Annotated in this window: 23 protein-coding genes and 1 tRNA gene; 11 read left to right on the top strand and 13 right to left on the bottom strand. The window is 57.4% G+C overall.

Annotated elements, in window-relative coordinates; genetic code table 11:
• Positions 1 to 3 precede the first annotated feature (3 nt).
• From ACFQO4_RS13740 to ACFQO4_RS13730, 3 genes are all read right to left on the bottom strand, one after another.
• Positions 4 to 627: an RAD55 family ATPase gene (locus tag ACFQO4_RS13740; protein ID WP_500261453.1), complete on the bottom strand. Its 624-nt coding sequence runs from the start codon at positions 625 to 627 to the stop codon at positions 4 to 6.
• A 220-nt stretch (positions 628 to 847) separates the two neighbouring features.
• Positions 848 to 1,693, bottom strand: a complete 846-nt coding sequence (locus ACFQO4_RS13735) for a geranylgeranylglycerol-phosphate geranylgeranyltransferase (protein ID WP_500261452.1) — start codon at positions 1,691 to 1,693, stop codon at positions 848 to 850.
• Between the two features lie 199 nt (positions 1,694 to 1,892).
• On the bottom strand, positions 1,893 to 2,075 hold the full coding sequence (locus ACFQO4_RS13730; protein WP_500261451.1) for a DUF7511 domain-containing protein: 183 nt from the start codon (positions 2,073 to 2,075) through the stop codon (positions 1,893 to 1,895).
• A gap of 152 nt (positions 2,076 to 2,227) precedes the next feature.
• Between ACFQO4_RS13730 and ACFQO4_RS13725 the strand changes: the two genes are divergently transcribed.
• Positions 2,228 to 2,302: transfer RNA gene (locus ACFQO4_RS13725), tRNA-Arg, on the top strand.
• A 313-nt stretch (positions 2,303 to 2,615) separates the two neighbouring features.
• Here ACFQO4_RS13725 and ACFQO4_RS13720 read toward each other — a convergent pair.
• Positions 2,616 to 2,987, bottom strand: a complete 372-nt coding sequence (locus ACFQO4_RS13720) for a DUF8076 family protein (RefSeq protein ID WP_500261450.1) — start codon at positions 2,985 to 2,987, stop codon at positions 2,616 to 2,618.
• Positions 2,988 to 3,002: 15 nt separating this feature from the next.
• Positions 3,003 to 3,413, bottom strand: coding sequence for a response regulator (locus ACFQO4_RS13715; protein WP_500261449.1), 411 nt, complete (start codon positions 3,411 to 3,413; stop codon positions 3,003 to 3,005).
• Positions 3,414 to 3,865: 452 nt separating this feature from the next.
• On the opposite strand from ACFQO4_RS13715, the gene ACFQO4_RS13710 reads away from it, so the two are divergent.
• The 3 genes from ACFQO4_RS13710 to ACFQO4_RS13700 all read left to right on the top strand — a co-directional run bounded on the left by ACFQO4_RS13710 (position 3,866) and on the right by ACFQO4_RS13700 (position 5,467).
• Entirely contained in the window at positions 3,866 to 4,198 is a 333-nt protein-coding gene (locus ACFQO4_RS13710; protein ID WP_500261448.1) for a DUF7344 domain-containing protein, read from the top strand.
• 88 nt (positions 4,199 to 4,286) lie between these two features.
• Positions 4,287 to 5,075 (top strand): TrmB family transcriptional regulator, encoded by a 789-nt coding sequence (locus tag ACFQO4_RS13705; RefSeq protein ID WP_500261447.1) that lies wholly within the window; start codon positions 4,287 to 4,289, stop codon positions 5,073 to 5,075.
• A 65-nt stretch (positions 5,076 to 5,140) separates the two neighbouring features.
• Positions 5,141 to 5,467, top strand: coding sequence for a HalOD1 output domain-containing protein (locus ACFQO4_RS13700; RefSeq protein ID WP_500261446.1), 327 nt, complete (start codon positions 5,141 to 5,143; stop codon positions 5,465 to 5,467).
• Positions 5,468 to 5,541: 74 nt separating this feature from the next.
• Here ACFQO4_RS13700 and ACFQO4_RS13695 read toward each other — a convergent pair whose 3' ends face one another.
• The 3 genes from ACFQO4_RS13695 to ACFQO4_RS13685 form a co-directional block, all read right to left on the bottom strand.
• Positions 5,542 to 6,363: a TrmB family transcriptional regulator gene (locus ACFQO4_RS13695; protein ID WP_500261445.1), complete on the bottom strand. Its 822-nt coding sequence runs from the start codon at positions 6,361 to 6,363 to the stop codon at positions 5,542 to 5,544.
• A 337-nt stretch (positions 6,364 to 6,700) separates the two neighbouring features.
• Positions 6,701 to 6,916 carry a hypothetical protein gene (locus ACFQO4_RS13690; protein ID WP_500261444.1) on the bottom strand — a complete coding sequence of 72 codons (216 nt, stop codon included), beginning with the start codon at positions 6,914 to 6,916 and terminating at the stop codon, positions 6,701 to 6,703.
• Entirely contained in the window at positions 6,909 to 7,478 is a 570-nt protein-coding gene (locus ACFQO4_RS13685) for an SWIM zinc finger family protein (protein ID WP_500261443.1), read from the bottom strand. The genes ACFQO4_RS13690 and ACFQO4_RS13685 overlap by 8 nt, the downstream gene beginning before the upstream one ends.
• Before the next feature lie 225 nt (positions 7,479 to 7,703).
• On the opposite strand from ACFQO4_RS13685, the gene ACFQO4_RS13680 reads away from it, so the two are divergent.
• On the top strand, positions 7,704 to 8,039 hold the full coding sequence (locus ACFQO4_RS13680; protein ID WP_500261442.1) for a hypothetical protein: 336 nt from the start codon (positions 7,704 to 7,706) through the stop codon (positions 8,037 to 8,039).
• A gap of 570 nt (positions 8,040 to 8,609) precedes the next feature.
• Here ACFQO4_RS13680 and ACFQO4_RS13675 read toward each other — a convergent pair.
• Both ACFQO4_RS13675 and ACFQO4_RS13670 read right to left on the bottom strand, forming a co-directional pair.
• The gene (locus ACFQO4_RS13675; RefSeq protein ID WP_500261441.1) at positions 8,610 to 9,767 is read right to left on the bottom strand and encodes a hypothetical protein; all 1,158 of its coding nucleotides are present in this window, start codon (positions 9,765 to 9,767) and stop codon (positions 8,610 to 8,612) included.
• A gap of 812 nt (positions 9,768 to 10,579) precedes the next feature.
• A complete protein-coding gene (locus ACFQO4_RS13670; RefSeq protein WP_500261440.1) occupies positions 10,580 to 11,506 on the bottom strand; it encodes a DUF4352 domain-containing protein in 927 nt (308 codons plus the stop codon).
• 1,020 nt (positions 11,507 to 12,526) lie between these two features.
• On the opposite strand from ACFQO4_RS13670, the gene ACFQO4_RS13665 reads away from it, so the two are divergent.
• Positions 12,527 to 13,195, top strand: a complete 669-nt coding sequence (locus ACFQO4_RS13665) for a helix-turn-helix domain-containing protein (RefSeq protein WP_500261439.1) — start codon at positions 12,527 to 12,529, stop codon at positions 13,193 to 13,195.
• A 464-nt stretch (positions 13,196 to 13,659) separates the two neighbouring features.
• On the opposite strand, the gene ACFQO4_RS13660 is transcribed toward ACFQO4_RS13665, so the two are convergent.
• Entirely contained in the window at positions 13,660 to 14,676 is a 1,017-nt protein-coding gene (locus tag ACFQO4_RS13660) for a tyrosine-type recombinase/integrase (protein ID WP_500261438.1), read from the bottom strand.
• Between the two features lie 745 nt (positions 14,677 to 15,421).
• Here ACFQO4_RS13660 and ACFQO4_RS13655 point away from each other — a divergent pair.
• Positions 15,422 to 16,408 carry a hypothetical protein gene (locus tag ACFQO4_RS13655; protein WP_500261437.1) on the top strand — a complete coding sequence of 329 codons (987 nt, stop codon included), beginning with the start codon at positions 15,422 to 15,424 and terminating at the stop codon, positions 16,406 to 16,408.
• Between the two features lie 370 nt (positions 16,409 to 16,778).
• Positions 16,779 to 17,024, top strand: coding sequence for a hypothetical protein (locus ACFQO4_RS13650; protein WP_500261436.1), 246 nt, complete (start codon positions 16,779 to 16,781; stop codon positions 17,022 to 17,024).
• Between the two features lie 518 nt (positions 17,025 to 17,542).
• Here ACFQO4_RS13650 and ACFQO4_RS13645 read toward each other — a convergent pair.
• Complete coding sequence (locus ACFQO4_RS13645; protein WP_500261435.1) at positions 17,543 to 18,340, bottom strand: hypothetical protein; 798 nt, start codon at positions 18,338 to 18,340, stop codon at positions 17,543 to 17,545.
• An 805-nt stretch (positions 18,341 to 19,145) separates the two neighbouring features.
• On the opposite strand from ACFQO4_RS13645, the gene ACFQO4_RS13640 reads away from it, so the two are divergent.
• Together ACFQO4_RS13640 and ACFQO4_RS13635 are read left to right on the top strand one after the other, a co-directional pair.
• Positions 19,146 to 19,421: a PadR family transcriptional regulator gene (locus ACFQO4_RS13640; RefSeq protein ID WP_500261434.1), complete on the top strand. Its 276-nt coding sequence runs from the start codon at positions 19,146 to 19,148 to the stop codon at positions 19,419 to 19,421.
• Between the two features lie 862 nt (positions 19,422 to 20,283).
• Positions 20,284 to 20,703, top strand: a complete 420-nt coding sequence (locus ACFQO4_RS13635; RefSeq protein ID WP_500261433.1) for a hypothetical protein — start codon at positions 20,284 to 20,286, stop codon at positions 20,701 to 20,703.
• A 1,115-nt stretch (positions 20,704 to 21,818) separates the two neighbouring features.
• Here ACFQO4_RS13635 and ACFQO4_RS13630 read toward each other — a convergent pair.
• A complete protein-coding gene (locus ACFQO4_RS13630; protein ID WP_500261432.1) occupies positions 21,819 to 23,291 on the bottom strand; it encodes a PAS domain S-box protein in 1,473 nt (490 codons plus the stop codon).
• A 237-nt stretch (positions 23,292 to 23,528) separates the two neighbouring features.
• Between ACFQO4_RS13630 and ACFQO4_RS13625 the strand changes: the two genes are divergently transcribed.
• Positions 23,529 to 23,999 carry a PaaI family thioesterase gene (locus tag ACFQO4_RS13625; protein WP_500261431.1) on the top strand — a complete coding sequence of 157 codons (471 nt, stop codon included), beginning with the start codon at positions 23,529 to 23,531 and terminating at the stop codon, positions 23,997 to 23,999.
• The last annotated feature ends 48 nt before the right edge of the window (positions 24,000 to 24,047 follow it).

Raw genomic sequence — 24,047 nt, 5'->3', positions numbered from 1 at the left:
AAATCAGGACAATCCGGCCGTTCGGATCGTCTGCTCGCCGTCGCCTCCCTCGTCGATCTCGACGACGCCGTCGAAGAGCTGTTTGAGCGTGTTCATCGTCTGGTCGTCGTGGGCCGTCGAGTCGATGACGTAGATGCCCAGAGCGTCGGCGCTCTGGATTCGTCCGGTGAACACGTGGAGAAATCGAAACACGGTCTGGAGGTCCGAGTACATGAGCAGCGTCGAAATCGAGTGCAGGAGGATGCGATTTTCGGTCAATCCACGAACCTCGTAGAAGTCCTGGAGGTACTCAGAGAGTTTGATCCCGATTCCGGTCATGTCGACCGGCGAGGACGCGTACTTGATCCGCGGGTCGTCGTCGGCCGTACCGATCCCCCGCTGTTTGGTCACGCAGTCGACGACCCCCACGTCGGGATCCTCGTTCACCGTTCGCGTCGTAAACTCGGTGAGAACTTTCTCGGCGCTGTCTTTCGTCGTGACGATTATCGTCCCCTCTCCCCCGTCGGCGCCGCTCGCGAGCACGTCGAGCGCGAGGTTGCGCTTCCCCGTGAGCGGCGGCCCAGCAATCAGCACGTTCGTCCCCGGGGTGATCGACTCCTCCGGGCGGACGTCTGCGAGATCGTACATACCAGATACCCCGTCGTCGGCAGCCACGGTCACGGTCGACGGTACTTCCCAGCGGCTGCACTGACGTATGGTATGTAGATGCAGCAAGCGGGATATAGTACTTTTGATTATACAGTTGTCTGCGTGTGTTTCGCGTCGGAAACGAGAATACTGGATGGCGAACAGGACTGGCAACGCTCCAGGCTCGACCGTTCCGGTCTCGAGGCAGCGTGACGAAGGACTACGTAAGGAGCAACGCGGCGCGACCAACGATGAACGCCAGCGCCGCGAGGAACATGCCGTACTTGAGGTGTGATTGTCCCGCGGTTGGGTTCCGGTAACTTTCGACGGCCGCGTACAGCATGACGAGATCAGCGGGGACGACGACGAGCAGGTACGCGAGGCCGAAATAGCCGTTCAGGTACGGAACCGGGCTGGCCATCACCGCGACGACGAGCAGGACGGTCGCGACGTGAAGCGCCGGCCGTTCGCCGATCGCGATCGGCAACGTGTTGAGCCCCTCTTCGCGGTCGCCGTCGACATCCTCGACGTCCTTGATGATCTCCCGCGTCAGCGTCGACACGCCGGCGAGCAGGAATAGGACGACCGCCGCCCGGATGTCGCCGACGGCGGCCGCACCGAACAGGAACGTACTTCCGACGAGATAGGCCACGAGCGCGTTGCCGATTCCGGGCAGCCCCTTGAAGTACTCCGTGTACGTGATCAGCGCGAGGAGATTGATCACCGCGATGGCGATCGCAATCGGCGGTAACGTGATGGCGAACGCGACGGCTGCGAGGAACATCGCGAGACTGAACGCGAGGGCCCCTCGGGGGGACACTGCGTCTCGAGGAATCGGGCGCTGTGGCTGGTTGATCCGGTCGATTTCCCGATCGAAGTAGTCGTTGATCGCGTTGCCCGCACCGACGGCGAACGCCGTCGCCCCGACCGCCGCGCCCAGGTGCAGCGGCGCCTCGCCGACTCCGCCGGCTACGAACCCGCCGATGAACGTCAGCACCGAGGCCGCGACGACGTTCATCGGCCGCGTCAGTTCGAGTAGCCCGCGGATCGTCTCTCCCGTCGCCATGTGCTGGTGTGCTCATCGATTCCGTATAAACGGACCGATACGTCCATCCGCAGGCGCTCGAGGTCCCTCGAGCTTGCTCGGGCTCGGCCTCATTCCCTCGAGGACGAATTCCCTCGAGAACGCCTGAAGACTCCATAGTCGCCACGAAAAATACAGAGTAGGCCGTGGAGGGCCTAGGTCTGGTATACACCTCCGGTAATCAGCGCATCTCCTCGAGTTCACACAGCACGGCGCTATCGACGGAAATCCACTGGGTCATCTGCTCGTCACCGGTCGCGCCCATGGGGACCATCGTCCAGGTGCCTTCCTCGTCGGTGAGCAACTCGAGTACGCCGGCTGATCGGTCGGTCGGTGACTCGACCGGGGTTTCGGAGACGGTCATGCTTACTTACGAGTTGGTTACCGTTACTGGTATCTATGCTGGTGATTATCACCACCTGGGAACAGGGGACGGCGGCCTCGAGAGTGAGATCACGTGACTCAGACGACCCGAATCGAGTGACTTATACCGGGTGGACGAAAAGCAGGTGGTGAGGGCGCTTAGCTCAGTCTGGACAGAGTGCTTGGCTTCGGACCAAGTTGTCACGGGTTCAAATCCTGTAGCGCCCATTCTCAATTTAGTCATCTGGAAGTTGACCGAAAGCAGCGAGGCCGTATAAACGATCGGTCGACTTCGGCTCGAGAGTTCATGACAATCTGGCACGGGGGTCGAGGCTGTCGTGCGAATTCCTCGAGAGTTACTACACACGAGAATGGACAAAACTCTTTTTCAACAAGAAGAGTCTGTCGCGAAATCGAGACTTGTCCATTATCGAATAGCGGCTATCGGATAACACTGACCCACTCGAATACTCTACCTCCATCAGTGAATGGGTAGATTTGAACTGTCCTGCATTGTCTGAATAGTCTCTGCGAGAGATTCCTACGACTGGACGTTGAACTCGCCTGCGTACCAGCCCGGCGCTTCTTGCTGGAAGCTCCCGCTGAAGATCCGACGTAGCCGAATATCCGTGTCGTCGAGCGGGAGGACTGCCCCTTCCCAGTGTTCGACGTTCTCGACGACGAACTGGATGACCGGACTCTGGTTGAGGATGTAGTTAACCCGATCGCGTAGGATCGTGTGGACGTACTCGGCGGCCGCCTCGGGATCGTCACACACGTCGAAGTACTGATCGAGCCCGTAGACTGTGACGTCGAGTGGGATCTCCTCGCGGCGCTGGACACGTCGCAGGAATTCAACGATACTGAGTTCGTCCTCGAACACCCCACGCTCAGCCGTCACCTGCTCCGACATCACGTGGTAGCCAATCTATTGCTCTTTCGGCGGCAGGTGAGCGGAGGTGAGCCAGAAGTCCTCGAACGCCCGAACGAGCTGGTCAGACTCGTTTGCCGACGCTGGCTTTTGCAGATAGGCGTTCGCGTGGAGTTCGTACGACTGGTAGATGTCTTCCGCCGCATCCGAGGAAGTCAGTACGAGGATCGGAATCTGGCGAACGTGAGGAAGATTTTTGACTTTGGCGAGCACCTCGGTTCCATTCTCGTCGGGAAGATGGAGATCGAGCAGGACGAGATCAGGCCGTGGCGCCTCGGTATAGTCGCCGCATTGATTGACGAAATCCAACGCGTCAGCGCTGGTGGAGACAACCGTCACAGTGTTCGTATTCACTGCCGCCTCGAGTGACTCAGTGAATCGCGAGACACTCTCGGAATCTGGTTCCACCACTAGAATATCATAGGCACGATCGTCTCGTCGAGTAGTATACGCACTCCCAGTCACTACGTCTACCAATGGACATAACGGGATACCGATTCTTCCCAAATGGTTTGGCCGGCTCCGTTGAATCTCATTTTTCAGATATATTTACATGGACTACATGCTTACAACAACGTCCGGACTGATTGTCGGATTTTTTCGAGGTCAGCTGCTGTTCGTCGAATCGTGCTGTAGACACGGCACATATTCAGCGCGCTCTGATCTTGACCACGGAGTCGCTAACCGACAGGTTTTGTGGAGTGTGTCTCTCAGACACGGTCTATCAGTATTCCCAAACATTGTTATATGGGAGATTCTTCTATCCATTTGTAGTTTTTCGACACCGGAGATGTGAGAATCTGAGTGAAGTATGGGGTTAATCCCTATGGCGACCATGATTCAGCTACAGGAGAACAACGATGAGTCACATCGCCCACACTGTTTCGACCGAAACAGCACTGCACCTCGTCGCCAATCAACACCGCCGATCAGTTCTCGATAAGCTAATCGAAAGCGAGCGGAATGCCGTGGCAATTGACGCACTCGTCGAACACGTGTCGCCCGAAATTCTCCCAGAGTCAGCTGAAGCGATCCCCTCCGAACGACACCGTCTCGATCTATATCACAACCATCTCCCGAAACTGGAAGAGGCAGGCCTTGTTGAGTACGACAATCGAACGGAAACGGTTCACTATCACCCGAACGACCGCGTCGAAAAACTGCACCAGTTCGTCACTACTGAACTTGAGTAGTCTGCTCACAGAATGGCTCGAGGCGGATTCGAGCATGCCGCTATGAGGGGGGGGGGGCTTTTTTGCACTCACCCTCGTCTGACCCACTATGGTATCGTTTGACGAAGAGCAGGCCGAAGCCGAGGCGCTCGACCGATTACAGGATCTCGGGTTGTCCCAGTACGAAGCCCAGACACTCCTCAATCTCCTTCGGCTCGGGACGGGTACCGCACAGGATATCACTCGTATCAACGGCGTTCCCCGAACACGGGTGTACGAGGCGGCGGATCAACTCCACGAACTGGGGTTCGTCGACATTCAGCACACGACGCCGCGAAAATTCATCGTGATCTCGAAGGAGACCATCGTCCGTATGCTCAACACCAAACGCGAAACCACGATTACCGAACTCTCGGAGTATTTGGAGACGATCGGGCCAGCCCAGCCACAACAGGAGCAGTACGGCGTCTGGACGGTCACCGGTCGGGAAGCAGTGTCCTCACGCATCGACGAGTTCGTCGCCGAGGCAGACGAGCAGATCGTCTACATGACCGTCGACGAGTTGCTCACAGACGCCCATCTCGAGGCGCTACGGGACGCCGACGACCGGGGAGTCGAGATCTATCTGGCGGGCATCTCGGGGGCGGTCAAAGATCGCGTTCGGGAGGAGGTGCCGTCGATCACCCTGTTCGAAACCCTCTGGGAGTGGCAGGATACGCCCGCTGGGAGCCTGTTGATCACCGACGAAGAGACGGCGCTCGTCAGTGTGCTCGAGGACGAGGCCACCGCCGACGATATCGAGGAGACGGCGATCTGGGGCGCTGGCGACCGCAACAGCCTCGTCGTCATCCTGCGAGCCATCTTTACGTGGCAACTCGACAGCACTCGACCTGAGTGAGATTCGTTGATCATTCACCCACATTCTCACACCGATTTAATAGTTTGCAGCGTATTAGACGAGTAATGGCCAAAAGTGATCGAGAGGGGGATGCGCAGTTGTCCGAACCGACTGCCACACGCCTCCGGAAAACGTACGACTGGTCGGTCACGGCGCCAAGTCTCGCCGTGATCGACGCCCTCGCGACCATCGAGAGCGTCGATCCAACCGAGCTGCTGACCGTGCTCGAGACGACCCTTTACGATTACGTCGACCCGGAAGCGCTCGATATCTTCGTCCGAGAGCAGAAATCGGACCCGGTCACCGTCACCCTTTGGATCGATCGCTATCGTGTCCGATTCGATAGTGACGAGCTGGTCGTCTCCGAAGCGAGCGATCCCTCTTCGCCGTAGAGCTCCACATCGGTCAGGAAACCGTTCCCCGACCACGCGACCCGGACCCACAACCGACTACTCGAGGAGGCTGTCTACGCCTTTCCCGGATCGTCCGACGTGGTCAACCCCGCGGACACCAGCCGACGCAACAGCACCACGATTCCGTTTTCGAGACCGCGCGCGAACACCGCCTGCTCTTTCGCCTTCCCATCGCCGGCGTCTGGATAGTACGAGCCGATCAGCAACGTCTCGCGATCGATGAGCAGGATTCGACTGATCGCCACCTCGTGGGCGACCGCCGGCCCGGTGAGCCAGTCCAAACCGGTTTCGAACGTGCGTATGTTGGGAAGTCCCGCTCCGAGTTGCTCGGTAATTGATTCCGTTCGTCCCCCGAGAAGAATCGAGAGCTCTCGTTCTCGGGCCGCCTCGAGGCGCTCGAACAGCGCGTCCGACAGCAGCTCCTCGTCGACGACGAGTAGGGCAATTTCCGACTCCGCTTCGTCGATAAGCTCGAGCGTCCGGGACTCGATCGCCTCGTTGCCCATCAGCGACCACACTTCCTGGAGCTGGGTGTCATCCTCCTCGAGTTTTCGGCGTTCGATAGTCTGGAGCGTCGACTCGAGCGTCTCGAGTCGGGTGTCGTACTTTCGGCGAAGCGTCCGCGTTGCTTCGTCGATCCCCACGGCTCGAAACCGCTGCGGGTTGGTGTGTTGCACTTCAACTAACCCCTGTGACTCGAGTACACGAATCGCATCGTACACCCGCGTCCGGGGCACCTCGGAGATCTCGTGGATCTCTTTCGCCGTTCCGGTGGACAGTTGTGTGAGCGCCAAAAAACAGCGCGCTTCGTACTCTTTGAGCCCGAGTTCCTGTAGCAGACTAGTCGCCTCCGAGATGCGTTCTTCCTGTGTCATGGCCCAACCCCAAGTCCGGTTCTTCGAACGGGCGGAATAGGGGATGGGGACGGAAAAGGGTTTATGTAGCCGGTTACTGTCAGAATCGGATTCCATTGCAGATGGATTGAGCGAGGGCAAACGTTTACTCAGATAATCACACAAACTACTTGAGGCCACATCCGCTATGGGCTACTGGCGTGCCCTGATATGGCCCAACCACTACGGGGCACGCCCGTTATGCTTGTCAACGACCGTTCTACTGATTGGTACGTTATCTCGTTCGTTTTTACTGACCACTCAAAATATCAATTTATAGCAGTAAAGGGTTCACCAGAGCCTTTTGACCGTGTTGAGACTACGACGAGCCGAACGCCGTGAGCGTAGTCTGCGTACTCGTCGCGAGTACGACGTCGTCACCCCGCCAGCGTGCCCGACACGCGACCGAGCAGAAGTCGAGCGAGTAGTCATTACCGGGACCAAACCCTGTCGAGACGATCTCGAGCACGCCCGAACTGACCGGTCGCCCACACTCGGCACACGTTGCCTGACTCGAGGCTGGCGCACTACTCATCGGCCTCCCTCGCGTTCTCACCAGCGGGGGTTCGGAAGCCGGCGCGCCAGCACATGAAGCACGGGAGGTCACTCACACAACAGCAGTCAACCGGGCGTTCGTGGCCGCCATCGGCGATCGCACGCCGCGGCCCGTCACGCTCGTCACTGCCGGCCTCCGCGTCGTCCCTGTGATCAGCCGCGTGATCAGCGGCGAACACGGGCTCGCCGTCAACGTGGCGGGCCTCGAGCAACTGACTCTCGAGCGCGCCGCGATTCACCCACTCCGGAATTGGCCGCATTCCTGTCTCGTAGGTGACGCGGCTGGCATGCTTGCAAGTGCGACGCCCCTCTGCGGTCGGCAAGTTGTGTTGAGCGTCCGGGCACGTACAGCGAGGTTCGTCAAGGACGTCGACCGTGTACGCCTTGCCGCTCTGGGTGACGACGAGGAACAGCCCGTCAGCGCCCGCGACCTCGAGGGCGTGTTCCATCACCGTCATGTATTCGGTGAGCGCACGCACGTCGCGGCGATCGAGTCGGTTGTCGGCGGTACTGTTTTTGAGGTCGGTTGCGTAGGTTGACATGGTCCTTCATCCCTATTGAGGACCGACCGCGGGTGTTCCAGCACCCGCGCGTTCTCCTACCGTGACGCGCCGAGGCGGCCGTCTGTCCTCAGCTATACCTACAACGGCATAGACTATAAAACCCTCTTACGACGCCCGAGATTGTCGTTATCGATGATAGGCCGTTGACGGCGCAGCCTTCAACGGAACGAATTAAACCACTCGGCGTCGTAGCTCGACCTACCGATGACACGCCCGTACAGAGTTGAAGCCGACGCGTGCCTCGAGGCATTTGTCGATCGCGAGGATGCCGCAGAGCCGTTAACCTCCCACGAAGTGGCTGAGGCAGTCGGGATCGCCCGGCGGACGGCACACAAGAAGCTCGAGGAGCTCGTCGATCGCGAGGTTCTCGCCTCGAAGCAGGTCGGCGCTCGAGGCCGCGTCTGGTGGGTTCCGGACGATCTCGGCGTCGATCTCGAGACGCTCATCGCGCAGTCAGCTGCCAGTGACGGCGAGGAGGGTACCACAGCCGCCGAGAGCACGTTTGCAACCGAGAATGATGGGATAACCCGCCCAGAGTAAGAACGCGCTGACGGGTGCGAGAGGCCGTATTTGCAACTCGGCGTGTCGTATCCACCCTTCAATCAGTGAAACAGTGGTGTTAGACTTCCAACTTGATTTGGAGGGGCGAAGCAGAGGCGGACGATTAGTGAAATTGAGGTCCGCATCCGAGCGCAGATAGGCAATCTACTACCCATACTCTCTTCTAAATGAGAATATCGGAGATGACATAGTCATCTCCGCCGAGCTGAGAGCCGCTGGTAGTAAACAAGTGCGGGCAGACAGTGAAGAACAACGCCACTGAAGGCCGAGATTTCGTTGCCGCAGACTTTATAAGGACAGCAGGATCTGAGTGGCAGACGTGTTTACCGGTCACCCTACCCCGGATAGTCAATATAGGAGTCCCAGTTTCGCACTGGGGGTAGAATAGATCGACTTTCTCGTTCTTCGACGCATCAAGGTGTCCGGCGCGAGATTATCATCTACACCGGTTGCTCTACAAGATATTGCGTGTGGTGGTCTCTTCGAATAGAGTGCAGTTGCAGCGACGTGACGGACAGTATAGCTCGTAAGTGTCTCGGCTATCGCCGATCACTCGTCCTCTGACCCCGTTTCACCATTGTAGTATTGAACGATCTCGTTATAAAGGTCGGGTTCGTCTTCACGAAGAGCGCCGAGATCGACCTTCAGTAGGCGTTTTTTTGCGCCGTGGCTCGTTGTACGCTTGAACCCGCCACCGCCAATCTCTGCTACCTTTTTCATCGTATCTCGTGTCGTCTTTGTGCTTACCTCGCTATCGAGGATCTCCTTATGGACTTCGTCAACGCTGAGTCTGATTATTCCGCCTTTCTCCACAGCACGACGCCCAGCCTCACAGCAGACCCGGTACGCTCGTGCCTCTGGGTCACCCTTGAGAACGGGTACTGGTACCCAGCACTCCCATGGCTTGTGATCAGGACAGTCAGGGCAATAATCTTGGTGCACCCACAGCTCAGGATAGTGAGGATGCCTCACGATCCCAAGCTCGTTAGCTACTCGCTTACGATACTTCTTGATTGCTGGCTTGGAAGTACATCCGGCCCCGTCCACGATTGCTTCATCGATCCAGCGTGTTGGGATCTTCCCACCGTTCCTGAGAATAGTCTCAACGTCTGGATGGGAACCCTGTAATGCCTCGATTGTCTTCTCCGTTCGACGGTTGAGAGTATCCGATTCTTCAGTTGCTCGATCGGAATCGGCCTCCACTTCACCAGTGGGTACGGATGGCGACTCATCCTCAGTATCATGGTGGTATGCGGACGCAGAAGCCTTTTTACTGCTCGAGTACCGTTCGAATTTTGAACGAAGCCGCGAACTGCGAGGATTTGTTCGGTACTGGCGAAGTGCCCGCGCTAACTCGACGCCGTAGCTATCATCGGAGTTCTCGTCGACCCACTTTTTGAATGCGACCAATACATCGGGATCGACACAGACTTGAACTCTCCTCTTCTCGGCATTGGCCAGCGATGCGATTCCGACCGTGGATTTTTGTTTTTCTTCTTCGAGGCCTCTCTTCGAGAGTGCTTCATCCAGCACTTGTTCGAGTACTGCGAGGTCGGTATCGAAATCGATGTATTCTCGCATCGCAGCATCGACTCGATGGCCGAGAGCACCGTTGTAATCCCCGAATTCGGTTTTGACAAAGGTTCGGAACAGCCTCCACTCAGTCACCGGGATCAACCAGTCGATCGGCACGCGTCCGTCACTCATTGAGACCACCCCCGCCAAACCACCCGGCCATGGCTACCAACAGGCCCTGCCAGCGGCAGGGGCGATTTATTCAATCTCCCAACACCTACACTACTACTTCCTGCTACTAACAGGGAGAGTGAGGAGGGGGGTGGTGGTTGGTGTCGAAATGAAATTTCGACGACGGACCTAATTTGCGGTTGTAGCGCCTCTACTGGCGGTTCGCTGACTTGGCCTCGTGGCGGGGGTGGTCTTGCGTAGCCCGAAGAAGAAAAAGAAAAACTTCTCGGGGAGTTGCCTGCCGTGGCACCCAGAGAGCTACACCCGCGTCTCGTGGTCTTCTGATTGATCGACACGGCGGGCATGGCTATGTGTGTGAGCGCATGCTCAGCACGCATTCGGTGATTCGGGGGAGCTGGCGTTCGGGGAGTCATTCCCTGTCGTTGTGATATGGTGATGGGGCGTCCGGTGTCCATATTTGAGTCTGGGTGGTTTGTTCGTCCGATCAGCGAGAACCCCGAACCGACGCCCCGAAGAGAGTCGTGACTCCGAAACGCTAAGGAGGTCACAGTAGAACTCTTAAACGGAGCTCCCGTGCGGAGTTCCCCCTACAGCCAATGCCCGTATGGGCGTGAACGGCCCGCTGCAACGGGCCGTGCGGTTTCTGAGTGACTACATGACTACTGCTCGGTACGCTATTGCATAGAGCATTCCGGTTTTGATGGAATTTTAAACCTTTAGAGCACGAAACAAAAAGTCTCGTTAGAAAATTGTTAGAAAGAAGGAATAAGTCCAGTTCTATTGAGTTAACGAACCATCAAAATAGAATTCAGTCAGCGGAGTTGCCAGAACGTCTTGTCCCCCTCGGCGAACAGCGAGAACTCGAACACCCAGTACAGTGGCTCGCGCCCCGCCTCGACCTCGTAAGCGAGCTGGCCTCGGCGCTCGTCACCGTCCGCGATCGGTGCCCCCTCCTCGAAGGCGCGCTCGAGGGCCGAGGTCGCGCCCAGATCGTCGTCGTAACTCAGTCCTTCGCCATCCTTGAGTTGCATCTGCAACAGCGTCGAGACGCGCTGTTCCTCGCCTGTCGCGTTTTCGACCGTGAAGTCGACGATGACGTACTCGTGGTCGGCTGCGGCCTCCGTGAAGTCGTCGAGCTGGGTCTCCGTGGTCGCCTCGTTGACGGTGACGGCCGTTCCCTCGTGCTCGACAGTGTCGCCGATTCCGTGGACGTCGATCGCGAGCTCCTGCTCGAGCGTCGCTGGGTCGTCACTCGTCGTTTCAAGATCGATCACCGCTCGTTCGAGATCGCCGAACAGTCCGATCTCGAAATCGAACTCGAGGACGAATCCCGACGCATCCTCAGGCACTTCATAGACGAGATCCCCACGTTCGACCTCCCCCGGTGCGATCTGGCCGTCATTGAGTGCCTCGGCCGTCCCGTAGAAGCTCTGATCGTACGTGTAGGCCTCGTCGTCGCGAACGCGCGTGCTCAGCAGGCCGCTCACCGTGTGGAACTCGTCACTGGTGTTCTTGTAGGCGATACGAACGACGAGGAACTCGGACCCGGTCTCGGCCTCCGTAAACTCGCCGAGCGAGTTCGTCAGCCGCGCTCCTTCGACGAGGAGGTGTAACGGGTCTCCTTCGATCAACTCGCCGACGACCGCGCTCGTGTCCTCTTGTACGGCTGCTAAGGCGCTCGTGCTTGCGGCGGCCGTGACGATCGAGGCGAGGATGCCGAGGAAGACTCTACGGATCATAGCTCCCCTGTGAGGCGCTCGCTCGAGCGCGGATGTTTCTTTTTGGCGCGTCGGTTACTGAAGTACCCCAGCGTGAATACGACGAGAGCGATTCACCCGCTATCTCCCCGCTTGCTGTCTCTCGTGACATGCGATTCCATACTACAACAGCATTACACATAGTCCAAACACAATTAGTGCAATCACGATATTTCGGGGAGAAGATGACTCTCGCCTCGTGAACAGTTGTCGCGTCGTCATCATGGGGCGGTGATAAAGGCGGGTCTACCGCGAAGGCTCTGTTGAGATTCCGTTTTTCACGTATTTCTGCGTGAATCACAGATTCATTCTATGTGCGAACCTAATGCGACCATGTTTGTCAGCTAATATTGGCATTCGCAGAGCTGTGTTGAATACATAACGCGAATGTTGCACGGGCTGAGGAAGGATCAACGCGGAAGGTTGAACGCTCAGTATAGATAATAGACGTAACGCCAGTTCAGAAGAATAGAGAGTCTGACCTGTAACCCAGATAATCACACCAAGGATAAGTCACTGTAGCCTGTAGTGAAACCATGAACTATTCCGTAGAACATGAGTATCCGTTTCTATCCCCTCAATCAACTATCGAATGTACCGACTGTCAAAGTGAGGATGGGAAAGTGACTAAAGTAACATATGAGAGTGGAAATATCTATTGGGCATTCGTTTGCGAGGACTGTATCAGAGAGTACGTTATGAACTCGAATATTGCTGAAATCGACCGTGTACGGCTATCGTGAGATTTGGTCTGAAAGCGTTCGTATGTAGCGATTGGTCTCTTCCTGAAGCGGCGAAATAAATGGGCTGGCCGTACTGCATACACCCTCTGAGTCGCTCATGTCGTTTTTGAAAGGAGCCGGGCAATTCATTTGGTATGTGCAGAACTCAGGGCGCGTAGTTAGCACGGCAAGCGCGATCAAAGCGGATTGACGGGGTCCTTCGTCCCCTCCGCATTGTTCCATGGAAGAGTTTTACAATCAGTACGACATCGTTCGAGTCATGGCGACTGAGGCGACCTTTACCGTGCCATCCGATCAGTTCCCCCTCGGCACCATCTTCGCACAACTCCCGGACGTGACGGTCGAACTGGAGCGACTGATCCCGTCACAGGACGTGGTGATCCCTTACTTCTGGGTACGAGGAACCGAAGTTGACGACATCGAGGGCGCGTTTGCTGCCCACCCCGGCGTGAGGGACATCCAACTCGTCGATTCCGTCGAGGACGAGTATCTCCTGCGTGTCGAGTGGTCGCTCGAGTACGACGACGTGCTGAGTGTGCTGACCGAGACCGGCGTTCCGCTCATCAAAGCAACCGGTACGAGCCGTCGGTGGACGTTCGACATTCGCGGCGACACGCGAAGCGATCTCGCAACCTTTCAATCTCGCTGCCGAGAGTTAGAGATCCCGGTCACACTGACGGAACTGCACGCCTTGACGCCGGTCGAGACCGAAACCGAGGCAGCACTCACTGACAAACAGCAAGACACACTGGTGTTCGCCCACGAGCGTGGGTACTTCGAATCCCCGCGCGAAGTGACGATGGCAGAACTCGGCGACGAACTCGGCATTTCCCAGCAGGCCATCGCGTCTCGACTCCGCCGGGGGATCAAACACACCCTCGAGGGCACCCTTCCCGAAACAGTGGAGTCGAATCAAGAAAGTGCGTAAAAACCCGTTGGATACCCAAAAATAGCGCTGATGGCATTACTCGTTGGAGGCATAATTATGCCCAGCGGAGAGAGCACACGGACAGTCGCCACATGTCTCGATTGCGGAGCTGCCTATGCAGCGGAGCAATGGCCTGACGGCACGGCACAACCGATCGGGGCGAGAAACGGGTGTCAATGCGGATCAACCGAGTTTCAGGCCGTCAAAAAGACGAGTACTACGGATTTCCGTGACGACTGAGTTGACAAACGAGTGGGCTACTGAGCAGACCGAGGAAATACGCCACACTATCGTGGTGAACTTATTCTCCGTATCAGCAGGCGATTTCTGACACGTATCCGAAAGGAGACAGCCACACTGGTAACGTCTTCCCCCTGTACGTACCGCAGGGAGTTCTGAATCTATCACTCTCGGGGGTTCAACAGAGCCACCGCGAAGAAAGAAGGGATACTGCCGAGCGGGAGTTAGATGGTATCCAGATACTGTCGTCGTTGTTCCATCTTCTCCGACTCCGAGCGCTGATCGTAGTGGACCTCGAGCACTTCTCGCGAGACGTTCGCCCGATCGCTCACGGCGTGGTCGGGCCACTCCGATTTCAGCCAGTGGGTGATCGCGCCACGCCGGATCGCGTGCGGCGACACGGAAGATGGACACGCGTAGGGTTTCGTCGAGCCAGCGGCGTCACAGTCGTCGATCGTCCGCCCATGGGGACAGTCGCCGCTGACGACGCAGGGGCGCGTCCACATGTACACCACCTTTCGAAGGTTGGTCTTGTGACTGCGACCGTGTGACGACGCACACAGCGGCTCACGATCGAACGCGTCGGTGACCGCCGGTCGGCGGTCGGCCAGCCAGTCATCGAGGACCGCACAGGTGTCGTCAGCGAGGGCGAGATGGCGTTCGCCCCCGCCTTTGTTCTTCAGGGGGGTCTCGCTCTCGGGCCGGTGATGGACCTCGAGCGAGCGGCTCGTCGGATCGTAGTCACCGACGTCGAGCGTATGGAGGGCGCCGATACGAAGCCCACAGTGCCAGAGGAGCGTGAGGACAACGTGATCGAAGGAGGCGTACTCGTAGCGGTCGAGATACTCGAGGATCGCCTCGGCGTGCTCGGCGTCGAGCATTTGCGTTCGGACGTTATCCTCCGGCTCGAGCGTCGGGCTCTGGACGGCGAGATGCAGGTCGTTCGGCGCGAAGCCGAGCTGTTCACACCAGCGGATGAATACCCGGAGGGTATCCATCTGGGTTTTTTCGGTCACGCGATTGAGGTCACCGTCGTCACGCCGCCATAGCCGATAGGCGTGGAGATCGCGCCCAGTCAGGTCGGCGATCGTCTCGATGCCGGTTTCGTCACACCACCGAAGGAAGTGGCCGAGTCGTGATCGGTGGGCGTAGAGTGTGCTGTTCGCGACGTCAGGCTCGCGGTCGGCGAGGTACATGTCGAACGCTTCGTCTGGGTCGATCGGGTCGAGTGTCGAAGTCATGGTCTCTCTATGAGGAAGACCACGATACCTCGAATCACCCCGCCGAACCACGCCGCGGTGGCCGACTGGCGCTTCCACGTGGGGTCGGGGGCTTGCTTGGCCCACAGCGTCAGGAGCCCGGGCGCGCAGGCACGAAGTGCCGAGCACCCCGGAACTGGGAAGTTGTCACGGGTGAGCGGTGAACGGAGTGAACCGCGAGTCAGGGGAGAGGTTCTGAAACTTTGTTTCAGGTTCTCTCCCAGTGGTTCCAAATCCTGTAGCGCCCATCCTTCTGCGTGACGCCCAGGAGTCACACGACGACGCCGAGGTGCTCATAAAGAACACCCCCGCCGCGCGGGAGAGTTCGTTACGTCGCATCACGCGGGTCGCCCCCGTCCCGGGATTCGCTAGCGCCAACCACTCCGTGCAGCAACATAATGCTGGTGCAACGCCCAGCCGAACTGATCTGAGTTCCTGGTGAAGCATCCCCGGAACGACGCTGCTGACCTCGATCGACGTACCCCCGTTACGGGCGGCACAACCTCTTTACGCTCATTAGGAGGTATGGTCACTCAGAGCAGGCGCTCCCTCGATTGCGCTCGGACTTAATTTACTCTGGTGTGACAACCGGCTAGCTGGGCATCTCCACCAGACATAGACCCGATTGTGACCAATAATCGGCAATCTATTGGCCTCACAACATTAGCTAGTAAACATGCTTCGGATCGGATCCGATAAGGAAATCACCTCTCTTGAACCCGTCTCGATGTCGGAGAGGGGCTTCCGAGAAGATGACCTTCGAGAGTGGATCATCAGCGATCCACGGTCGATTCTCGGCGAAGAGTTCCTCATAATCGGCAGAGAAGTCTCGGTAAAGCGTATCGGGGATGCGATCGATCTGCTCGGGATCGATCGCGATGGCAACGTTGTCGTGATCGAACTGAAGCGGGGATCGTTACAGGGAACCGTGGACTTTCAGGGCCTCAAATACGCGTCGTACTCGTCACACTGGGACTATGATAAACTTCGAGATCAGTTCGAGAAATTTCGATCGACGAACTGGGGAAAGACGCTCTACGACGAGGAAACGAGATTCACGGAGGTTCTCGACGAGTTCTGTAACGAGGACTACACCCTCAACCAGGATCAACGGATCCTGCTGGTCGGCGAAGCGATTCGCGAACGGCTCGACATCGTGCTTCGATGGCTCAGTGACCGAGGCATAGACGTCACCGTCGTCGAATTCGAACTCCTCGCCGATGGGGATCGACTCTATCTCGACGCCGAACAGACGATTCCCGTCCCGGAGCACACCGTGACCGACGTCAGCCCGGATACCTCGGAAGAGCCGTGGAAAGAGGACGGACGCGATTGGCATCTCAACGAACGGTCGAACGAAGAAACGGCCGAGCTACTCGAGGAGGTTGCAGAGGCCCTCGAAGACATTGACCGGCTAGATGGGCCGGAATGGGGACAGAAGCATTATCTCTCGTTCAAGCAGGATCGAAAACGTCGGATCGCGATTCGTACGAAGCGGACGCTCTTTCACGTAGATATCTACGACATCCCACTCGAGAACGTGAACGTAGAGGAGGTCGCCCACAGGCTCGGAACCGCCGAAGAAGACGTCAAGGCGACGAACCTGCGAGGAGATCGTCCCGGAGTTCGAATCACGTGCCGTGCAGGGGAAACCCTCGACATCGACGCACTGGTGGACGAGACACGCAAGTTAGTAGCCGCCGGGTACGCGTAGTAAGTCCATGTTTCGAGGGTGAAGCCGTCATCCATCCGGGAGAGGCACACCTCTCACATTCTTGCGGATGTGCCATTTTCCCGCGGCAGAGTTTCTTGAGGGTACTATCGGGCGCGTTCGGCACCTCCAGCAGGTCACGAAACACATCCGCGTCACAGATGTTACTGACGTGCTGGATAATGTCGTAGATTTCGGCGACGTTGCTTATTACACGCACACAGGGTAGAACCAATTGTTACACACGGAAGCCATATAACCAGGTCGTCATGGTGGAGACACAACACGCTCGGGTGGCGAGGCAAACGTTGACTATCGACTCGAATGGTAGTTTTATTAACCAGTTCTCGAAACCCCTGCAACTGTGGCCACAATGGATGACACATCTGAAACCGACGGTGCTCCCGAGGAGTTGGCGGGTGACGAACTCGAAGGACGAATCCTCCACGATACGAAAGCCAACGACCTGCTGCGGATCGTCGATGCAACGCCAACGGAGGTGACGGTACGTCCGATCGAGGGCGACGCAGCCGACGAATCCACGATTCCCGTGTACGGAGGACGGGGACTCCGATCCGGCCGCTATATCGTGAAGACGATGGACGACGAACCGGTTTAGAGGCACACCCCCGACTCACAACCCCGATCTCACGAAAAACAGCGATGAGGGCGTGATCGAGACGAGCCCCGAGAGGAACAATGGAAGAGACGGTGTGAAACACGTGGGTCGCCACCATCCATTCCCGTTGTCCATCCCGGACGAACGACGCTTCATGAAGGGGAACTCGTACAGGTGAAAAACTCTGACGTTCAGCCCGATTTTGCTCGTGCTGTCGCCTTATACGTGATCAACTGATGGGCATTAGTAGCGTAACTCGTAGTCCGCGTCACTTCTCTCCAGTAGTCGAGGGATAGAATCTGCGGAATATATAGTGCAAATGTGGCACGAGATTGTAACCGATCTACGAAAGTGGTGATCACTCAGTACAGGGCAGTTATCGGAACCACCTTCAATATTTTTAATTGCTGCCAAAATTGGCCTGCTGAATAGGGGGGGGGGGGGTTATCCCTCATCCAGTTACTCAGTTACCGTGGTACCGGTCAGCCTGTGGAAAACGATAAAATGTGGGTTGCTTATTATGCAGATCCGCTTTCAGCAGGTTCGACTAGTGGCGCCAACATCTCAGATGGATTGCCAAGATCAAACTGGACAGCACGGAGTTCATCAAGCAACCGCGGGAAGATCACGCTGCGTTGCTCGATTGCAACCCGCTTTATTTCCCATGATGGCTGCTCCAGAATCCGAATATGCCACCGCTCCAGCCCATGCTTTTCACATAGATGGATACAGTGATCAGTGAAATATGCTTCATCACCATCCTCAGTAAGAATCAGAAGATGGAGTTCCCACGTATCGAAGTCCTCTGAGCCAGTCTCGTTCACCCAGGTCGAAATATCCACCTCTGCAGCGTCCGTTACCATCCGGTCGGGTCGAACAGTAAGTCCCTCACTGTCCACATAGTCTTCCAGATACGCCCTGATATGGTCTCCGATCAACTCAAAGTCCTGTTCCGGTGGCAACCCGAGGATTGACCGGATCTCTGCACGCTCCTCCGGTGAGAGATCAAACTGTGTCGTAATAATCGAGAACAGTTCCTCCGCCTCAGACTCAGGTAACTCCGTCTTCTCCAGTTGATCGGGATCCGGTCTGAAATCGTCCGGTCCAAGCGTCCCCGACTGGTCCGTGTAAATGATTCCGAGTGTTTTGAACGACTGGATCGTTGACCACGAAATCTCATCACCATCTCTCAGCCCATGTTTCCAGACAACTGGATTTCCTTCGTGTTTAATCTTGTACGTAATATTCCCAGCACCGGAGGGACGTGCTAGAATATAGTACCCATCCCCATCCACGTATTTATTGATCGTCGGCATGTCCCTGCAGTGTCACCAGATTTGAAATGTATTGTCTTGAGAGTATCGCCCATGCAAACCACGAAGCATGGATAGCAGCGGAATCGGTGCGGCTTCGAACGTAAACTCTCTCGTCGAGGTTCTCGGTTCGCACGAGGGACCTGGCCACGTTGCGTTATCGTCGCTATCGCTGTCACCTGTGCACGTCACGGATCCGGCGGATTGAACTTGAGAGTGACAAGATCACGGGTATAACGAGGCCGAGGCCGAGAGCTATCGCGAGAAGCGCGAACCCGCGGTCGGCCAAGATGGGTCAAATAGCGAGACAATACAGGATCGTTGCGAAGATGAGCGCGTCTTCCCGGTCCCCGCATCGGCGGATCACGGTTGCAGTTGGAGTCGTGGGGGTGACTATGTGCCACCATACGTGCTTCGCTTCAATGAGTGTGATTCTAGCTCAAATCGGGGGTAGCAGCACAGACGGGGCGGAATAGGGTTATGAACCTTTCCTCGTATCCTTATCGGGACATCAATCGACCCCGCTCGAGCAGAAATCGAAACCCAGCAGATGGATGCTCTCGGGAACGTCATCGATGCCCCATCTTCGTTGGTCGAGTGACAGGGTTTCCTCCCGCGTGAAGTCATTCGCCGTTTTCTCGTGTACTTGATCTGGTGGTGTGTATTCGGTCCGCATCTCATGGGGACTGTTCTTGGGGACGACAACGACTGCACCTTTGCGACGGTATGTCCGTTAACGGGGACCAACGCGGGTGTACAACCGAGATAACAATGAACCGGTCAGTAGAACAGACCGTGTGTTTCCACGATGGATGATCTCACCGGGTTTCAGCGCGACCTGCTGTACGTGATTGCCGGCGCCAACCAACCGTCCGGCCAGGATGTAAAGGAGGAAGTAGAGCAGTACTACAACGCCGAGATCAATCATGGCCGGCTCTACCCGAATCTGGATACACTGGTCAACAAGGAGCTGGTGGAGAAAGGGCAACTGGACCGCCGCACCAACTCCTACGCGATCACAGACAGTGGCAAGGGCCGCATCCAAGACCGGCGTGAATGGGAACGCCAGTACGTCGATACCTGACCGTCAGGTACCAGGAGGTTGATGAACAGTGTGAAGAGGACGACTGGAAGCAACACGACGAGGGAAATCAGGTACACAAGAATATCGATCAACAGTGTGGGGATGCTTTTGGGCTGTGTTCTGTGTCGTGCTTGGCCATCTTGTAATCGGACATGGTTTCGATAGAAAGTGATCCAACTACCTAACGATCGCAGCGGCGATAATAGCTGGCACGTAGAGGCCGAATTCCGCAGGCACGTCGAGGATGTCGACGTACCACCACTCGAGCAGGACCAGTGCGCCTACGAAAACGAGAGCGTACACCCCGCCGAGAATAGACCCAGTGAAGGTGTGAGAGCTCGACCATCGTCTGGACTGCTGGTCTCTTCTGCAGCCTGCTCTCGATTCTCGACCGGCATCTGAATACGCGACTTCTGTGTACAGGTCGGTGATGAATGCCGTAACGTATTCGGGTGCGATGAGGCTACCATAACGTGACATGGGCTATTCTTTGATCCGAATGCGTTCCGGCTTTCCACGTTGGTTGTAGACATCCAGTTCTCCCTTATCCACGACCTCAACATCTACCCCCACGAACCCACCTTCGGCGACTAGTTTTGTGACCATGTGTGCATTGAGGAACTCTTCTTCGATACGTCGCTCGATTGCATCACGATGCAGTGAGATTCTATCCACCCCAACCGATCGTCAGAAACGAATCGACGTCAGCAACCACGAGCGCGGTCGTCCACACCGGGGACGAGGCGGGGGTATCGAACTCGTAGATGGCGTTTTGAGGACGGAATTGAACGTCTGCTCACAGAGATAATTTGACGCCCATCTCGACACAAGAGTTATTACTTTCTCACATGTCGTGTCAGAGGTGAAACGTCGAACTGCAGGCGCCATCGTTGGCCTCCTGGGAGTTGTCTGTCTGGCACTTGTTCTATCGGTGGCGTATCCGTTCAGCACGTCGGAACCACATGCGGTGAAAGACGAGCAGTTCACTGCTGGCGAGGGCGGCGAGTACCACGTTTCTGGCGCGATAACCATTGACGGCGACGATTATCTGGTTTTGGAGGAAGCCGTCGTCGAGGACGGTGCACGATATCAATCTCTCACTGTACAGAATGTGCAAAGTGTTTCATATCAGGCTGGACCTTGTGAAGCAGTCTATACGCGAAGTAAATATCCTGATGAGATTGATGTCGGTCAAATCCTCGAGAGAATCGAAGAGCGTGAGGGCCAACACATACTTCGCGTCGACCGCGACGGAGAGGGCGTCGTTTTCGTTACTCGATAGGAGAACACTGGCGATTGCGAAATCACTGTCAAAATGACCGCTCCGGTCGTCGTGGATAACCTTCGAAGCACCAACTATGAACGTGTGCAGAAATTACCTGGGGAATATATCTACGAACCCCGGAATGGATGGTTCGACGGTGGATACCGAATTACGGACTCGAGTGGACAGGTACGGGTCGATCCAGATTCGTACACCGTCACCGCTGCCGACGTCTCGTACACCATCACTCCCGAAGCGGAAACCTACGCAGAGTATCTCCAAACACGCTGGACTACCGATGAATCGTTTACGAGGGGAATCTCGTACGACTACACGTCGAATAACGTCTCTCTCGAGACGCCACAGTGGGTAGAAGAAATACGGGATGCGGACTAACGTCTCGATAACTCTGTCACTCTCGAGCGAGTTCACTAACGATCACAGCCAGGTTACCTATTCACGTCATCACTGCTGAACTTCCGGCGAATACGTCATCACTCGAGCAATGACCGAGCACGTGTTCGTGACTGAGGAGTATCTGGCACGCATCCTCGAGGACGAGATCGACGATGACACCACCGAAAACACCGAGAATCGGATGATAGGTCCCATCAACAACCTCTGGACGGCGGTTTCGCCACACTGTCGGTACTGGGGCTCGAGCGAGTGTGAAGATGGTCCAACTCGGCCGATACGATTACGACGCTCGAGGATAACTATCTATCAGCGCGGGGAGGGGGTTTGTCGTTGCCAACGTCGCCCTCACTGCGAACCAGCTACCACATCATTGTTAGCCCCGCGCTGCTTCTTTAGCCGAGTAGACCGTTCCTGGACCGACTGAGCTCGTCTCGCTCCTCGTCTTGCCCTCGACGAGGCCCACCAGTATCACCATCTGTGACGAGTCTAGCCTACCGCAGGCGACCGGAAAGAAACCTGGCGTCTCGCCCCCGTGGAGGACGCTCGACGCTCGAGTACGTTCACGGTCGCGCTGCACCGACTCGATGCGGACGCTAACGTGGTCGACGCGCCCGCCTGATCCGGAATTGAGTCACAGCCATTCGAGGGTCGTGCACTCTGTTCGTAGTCGAGACCGTGGGCGAGCGCGAGTGAGTGTCGCAGCGGGCGGGAGACACTCAGTTGGTGACGGACTCGACCTCGGTGACGTTCTCGAACTCGAATCGAGCGCCGCCGGATTCGCTGTCGGTCACCGAACACTCCCAGCCGTAGGCGTCGACCAGTTCCTGGACAAACGTGAGCCCGAGGCCCATCCCACCGTGGTCGCCGGCCGTCGTGTACCCCGTCTTGAAGATCTCCTCGCGCTCGCTTTCGGTGATGCCGACCCCGTCGTCGGCGACGTAAAACCCGGTCGGGAGATCGCCGACCGTAATCGTGACGTCGCTGCCGCCGTGTTCGATGGCGTTTTCGAAGAGATTTCGAAAGAGGTGCTGGACGTACGTCTCGTCGATTACCGCCGTCCGGTCGGTCTCGATGTCGATGGTCGCCTCGCCGCCATCGATCTCGTCCCACGCCTCGTGGGCGACCGCTGCGAGTTCCATGGGCGTGCGCTCGGCGTGGACGCTTCGTCCCTGGGTGAGCACGAGCATGATCTCGATGATGTCTTCGATACGGTCGAAGGCCTCGGTGACGTAGTCGTGTGCCTCCGGATTCTCGTCTGCTGAGAGTTCCCGGCTGTAGATCTGCCCGATCGAGACGGGATTTCGGAGCTCGTGAGCGACCATCCCCGCGAAGCTCTCGAGGCGTTCGTTCTGTTTCTCGAGTTGTCGCTTCCGCCGGTTTCGTTCGGTGACGTCGCGGACGACGCCGGCGAGGTCCCGGTCGCCGTTCTCGCCCGGAAGCGGTGAAATCGTCCACTCGACGTCGACCGTCTCTCCGGAGGCAGTCTCGAGCGCCATCTCGTAGGAGAGTCGGTCGTCCGATTCGTCCTCGACGTCCCGTTTCGCCCGTTCCATCAGGACCTCCGGGTCCGCGTCCGAGTCCTCTATGAGCATCGAGGAGTGCGACCCAACGAGTTCATCGCGGGAGTACCCGACCATCTCGGCGTAGGTGTCGTTGACCAGCAGGAAGTACCCGTCGTCATCGACGACGAAGATACCGTCGTTGACGGTTTCGACGATCGTCTTGTAGCGCTCGAGTTCCTGGCTGTAGCGTTCGGCTTCGCGTCGGCGTTCCCGCGCGTCCAGCGTTCGGGTCTTCGCCCGTCCATCGTGGTATCCCATCCCGAGTCCGGCAGTCGCGGCGAGCGACGTGAGGATGAGGAGGTTCGCGACGACGTCGCTGAGACCCGAAACGACGTGGACGAACAGCAAGATAGCGAGTATCGCCCCGATCGCGCGAAGACACCATTTGGCTACGCTCTCGTACGCGTCGGGCCTGATGTCGGTGTTCGGTAGCTGGTACCCACCGTAGAGAAGCGTCAACCCGGCCAATCCTGACAGAATCGAGATAGTGATCACGTCGTCGAGCAATCGTAGCTCGAAGGCGTACGTCAGCGGAAATCCGGCGGCGACCGCCGCGTAGAAGCCGCCGAGATACAGGATCGTCCGCCTACCTCCGATCCTGGAGACCAGTTTGGAAACGATTCGCATTACGTAGAGGGCTACACTGAGTCCTATTGATAGTTCGTGTTTTTGTGCATTGGAGAGAGAATCAGACGGAAACCCCGGATAGAGCGTGACAACGCGGTCGCTACTCGAGGGGCCGGCACCTGTGGAGGATGTGCGAGTAGACGGCACTCTCGGTGGACGGAGAACGCATAGAAATGATCCCGACCGGACAAACGCACAAACGCAGGAACCAAATCGCTGGCTTTCCCACTCGAGGGTATGACTGCGTCCTACGACGATATCGCCACCGTTCTGCAAGGGTACATCGACGAGAACCACGAGTTCCTCTCGTGGCTGGGAACGACGGTCGAGGACGTCTCCGAGGGACGGATGTGCATGGCCATCCCCTACGACGAGAAGTTGACGAATACGCGGCCGGCACGGGCCGACGGGAGCGACCGCCGCCCGGACATTCACGGCGGCGTCGCCGCGACGCTCGTCGACACCGTCGGCGGCCTCGTCTTTCACACCACCTTCGAGAAGCCCCTCGAGGCGGGTTCGGCGACAATCAATCTCAACGTAAACTATCTCCGGCCGGCGACGGGCGACCTCGAGGCGACGGCGGAGATCGTCAGAGCGGGAAGCAGCGTCGGCGTGAGCGAGGTGACCGTCGCGAGCACGACGCCGGACGGGGAGACGCGAGAAGTCGCGACCGGACAGGGATCCTATCGGCTCTTTCGGCCGGAGTGACCCCCGTCCTGTGGCCGTAGCCAGCGCTCAGTCTCAGGAGAGTCACGG

It is taken from the genome of Saliphagus sp. GCM10025334, assembly GCF_042663485.1.
In the GTDB taxonomy this organism is placed as follows: Archaea; Halobacteriota; Halobacteria; order Halobacteriales; family Natrialbaceae; genus Natronosalvus.
Note: the sequence above shows the minus strand (reverse complement) of the source record. Positions and strands in the feature narration are given on the sequence as shown.

What these genes read in the sequence shown, in the direction of transcription:
- ACFQO4_RS13740 (WP_500261453.1), bottom strand. Translation starts at nt 627, where the DNA reads ATGTACGATCTCGCAGACGTCCGCCCGGAGGAGTCGATCACCCCGGGG.
- ACFQO4_RS13735 (WP_500261452.1), bottom strand. Translation starts at nt 1,693, where the DNA reads ATGGCGACGGGAGAGACGATCCGCGGGCTACTCGAACTGACGCGGCCG.
- ACFQO4_RS13730 (WP_500261451.1), bottom strand. Translation starts at nt 2,075, where the DNA reads ATGACCGTCTCCGAAACCCCGGTCGAGTCACCGACCGACCGATCAGCC.
- ACFQO4_RS13720 (WP_500261450.1), bottom strand. Translation starts at nt 2,987, where the DNA reads ATGTCGGAGCAGGTGACGGCTGAGCGTGGGGTGTTCGAGGACGAACTC.
- ACFQO4_RS13710 (WP_500261448.1), top strand. Translation starts at nt 3,866, where the DNA reads ATGAGTCACATCGCCCACACTGTTTCGACCGAAACAGCACTGCACCTC.
- ACFQO4_RS13705 (WP_500261447.1), top strand. Translation starts at nt 4,287, where the DNA reads ATGGTATCGTTTGACGAAGAGCAGGCCGAAGCCGAGGCGCTCGACCGA.
- ACFQO4_RS13700 (WP_500261446.1), top strand. Translation starts at nt 5,141, where the DNA reads ATGGCCAAAAGTGATCGAGAGGGGGATGCGCAGTTGTCCGAACCGACT.
- ACFQO4_RS13695 (WP_500261445.1), bottom strand. Translation starts at nt 6,363, where the DNA reads ATGACACAGGAAGAACGCATCTCGGAGGCGACTAGTCTGCTACAGGAA.
- ACFQO4_RS13690 (WP_500261444.1), bottom strand. Translation starts at nt 6,916, where the DNA reads ATGAGTAGTGCGCCAGCCTCGAGTCAGGCAACGTGTGCCGAGTGTGGG.
- ACFQO4_RS13685 (WP_500261443.1), bottom strand. Translation starts at nt 7,478, where the DNA reads ATGTCAACCTACGCAACCGACCTCAAAAACAGTACCGCCGACAACCGA.
- ACFQO4_RS13680 (WP_500261442.1), top strand. Translation starts at nt 7,704, where the DNA reads ATGACACGCCCGTACAGAGTTGAAGCCGACGCGTGCCTCGAGGCATTT.
- ACFQO4_RS13675 (WP_500261441.1), bottom strand. Translation starts at nt 9,767, where the DNA reads ATGAGTGACGGACGCGTGCCGATCGACTGGTTGATCCCGGTGACTGAG.
- ACFQO4_RS13670 (WP_500261440.1), bottom strand. Translation starts at nt 11,506, where the DNA reads ATGATCCGTAGAGTCTTCCTCGGCATCCTCGCCTCGATCGTCACGGCC.
- ACFQO4_RS13665 (WP_500261439.1), top strand. Translation starts at nt 12,527, where the DNA reads ATGGCGACTGAGGCGACCTTTACCGTGCCATCCGATCAGTTCCCCCTC.
- ACFQO4_RS13660 (WP_500261438.1), bottom strand. Translation starts at nt 14,676, where the DNA reads ATGACTTCGACACTCGACCCGATCGACCCAGACGAAGCGTTCGACATG.
- ACFQO4_RS13655 (WP_500261437.1), top strand. Translation starts at nt 15,422, where the DNA reads ATGTCGGAGAGGGGCTTCCGAGAAGATGACCTTCGAGAGTGGATCATC.
- ACFQO4_RS13650 (WP_500261436.1), top strand. Translation starts at nt 16,779, where the DNA reads ATGGATGACACATCTGAAACCGACGGTGCTCCCGAGGAGTTGGCGGGT.
- ACFQO4_RS13645 (WP_500261435.1), bottom strand. Translation starts at nt 18,340, where the DNA reads ATGCCGACGATCAATAAATACGTGGATGGGGATGGGTACTATATTCTA.
- ACFQO4_RS13640 (WP_500261434.1), top strand. Translation starts at nt 19,146, where the DNA reads ATGGATGATCTCACCGGGTTTCAGCGCGACCTGCTGTACGTGATTGCC.
- ACFQO4_RS13630 (WP_500261432.1), bottom strand. Translation starts at nt 23,291, where the DNA reads ATGCGAATCGTTTCCAAACTGGTCTCCAGGATCGGAGGTAGGCGGACG.
- ACFQO4_RS13625 (WP_500261431.1), top strand. Translation starts at nt 23,529, where the DNA reads ATGACTGCGTCCTACGACGATATCGCCACCGTTCTGCAAGGGTACATC.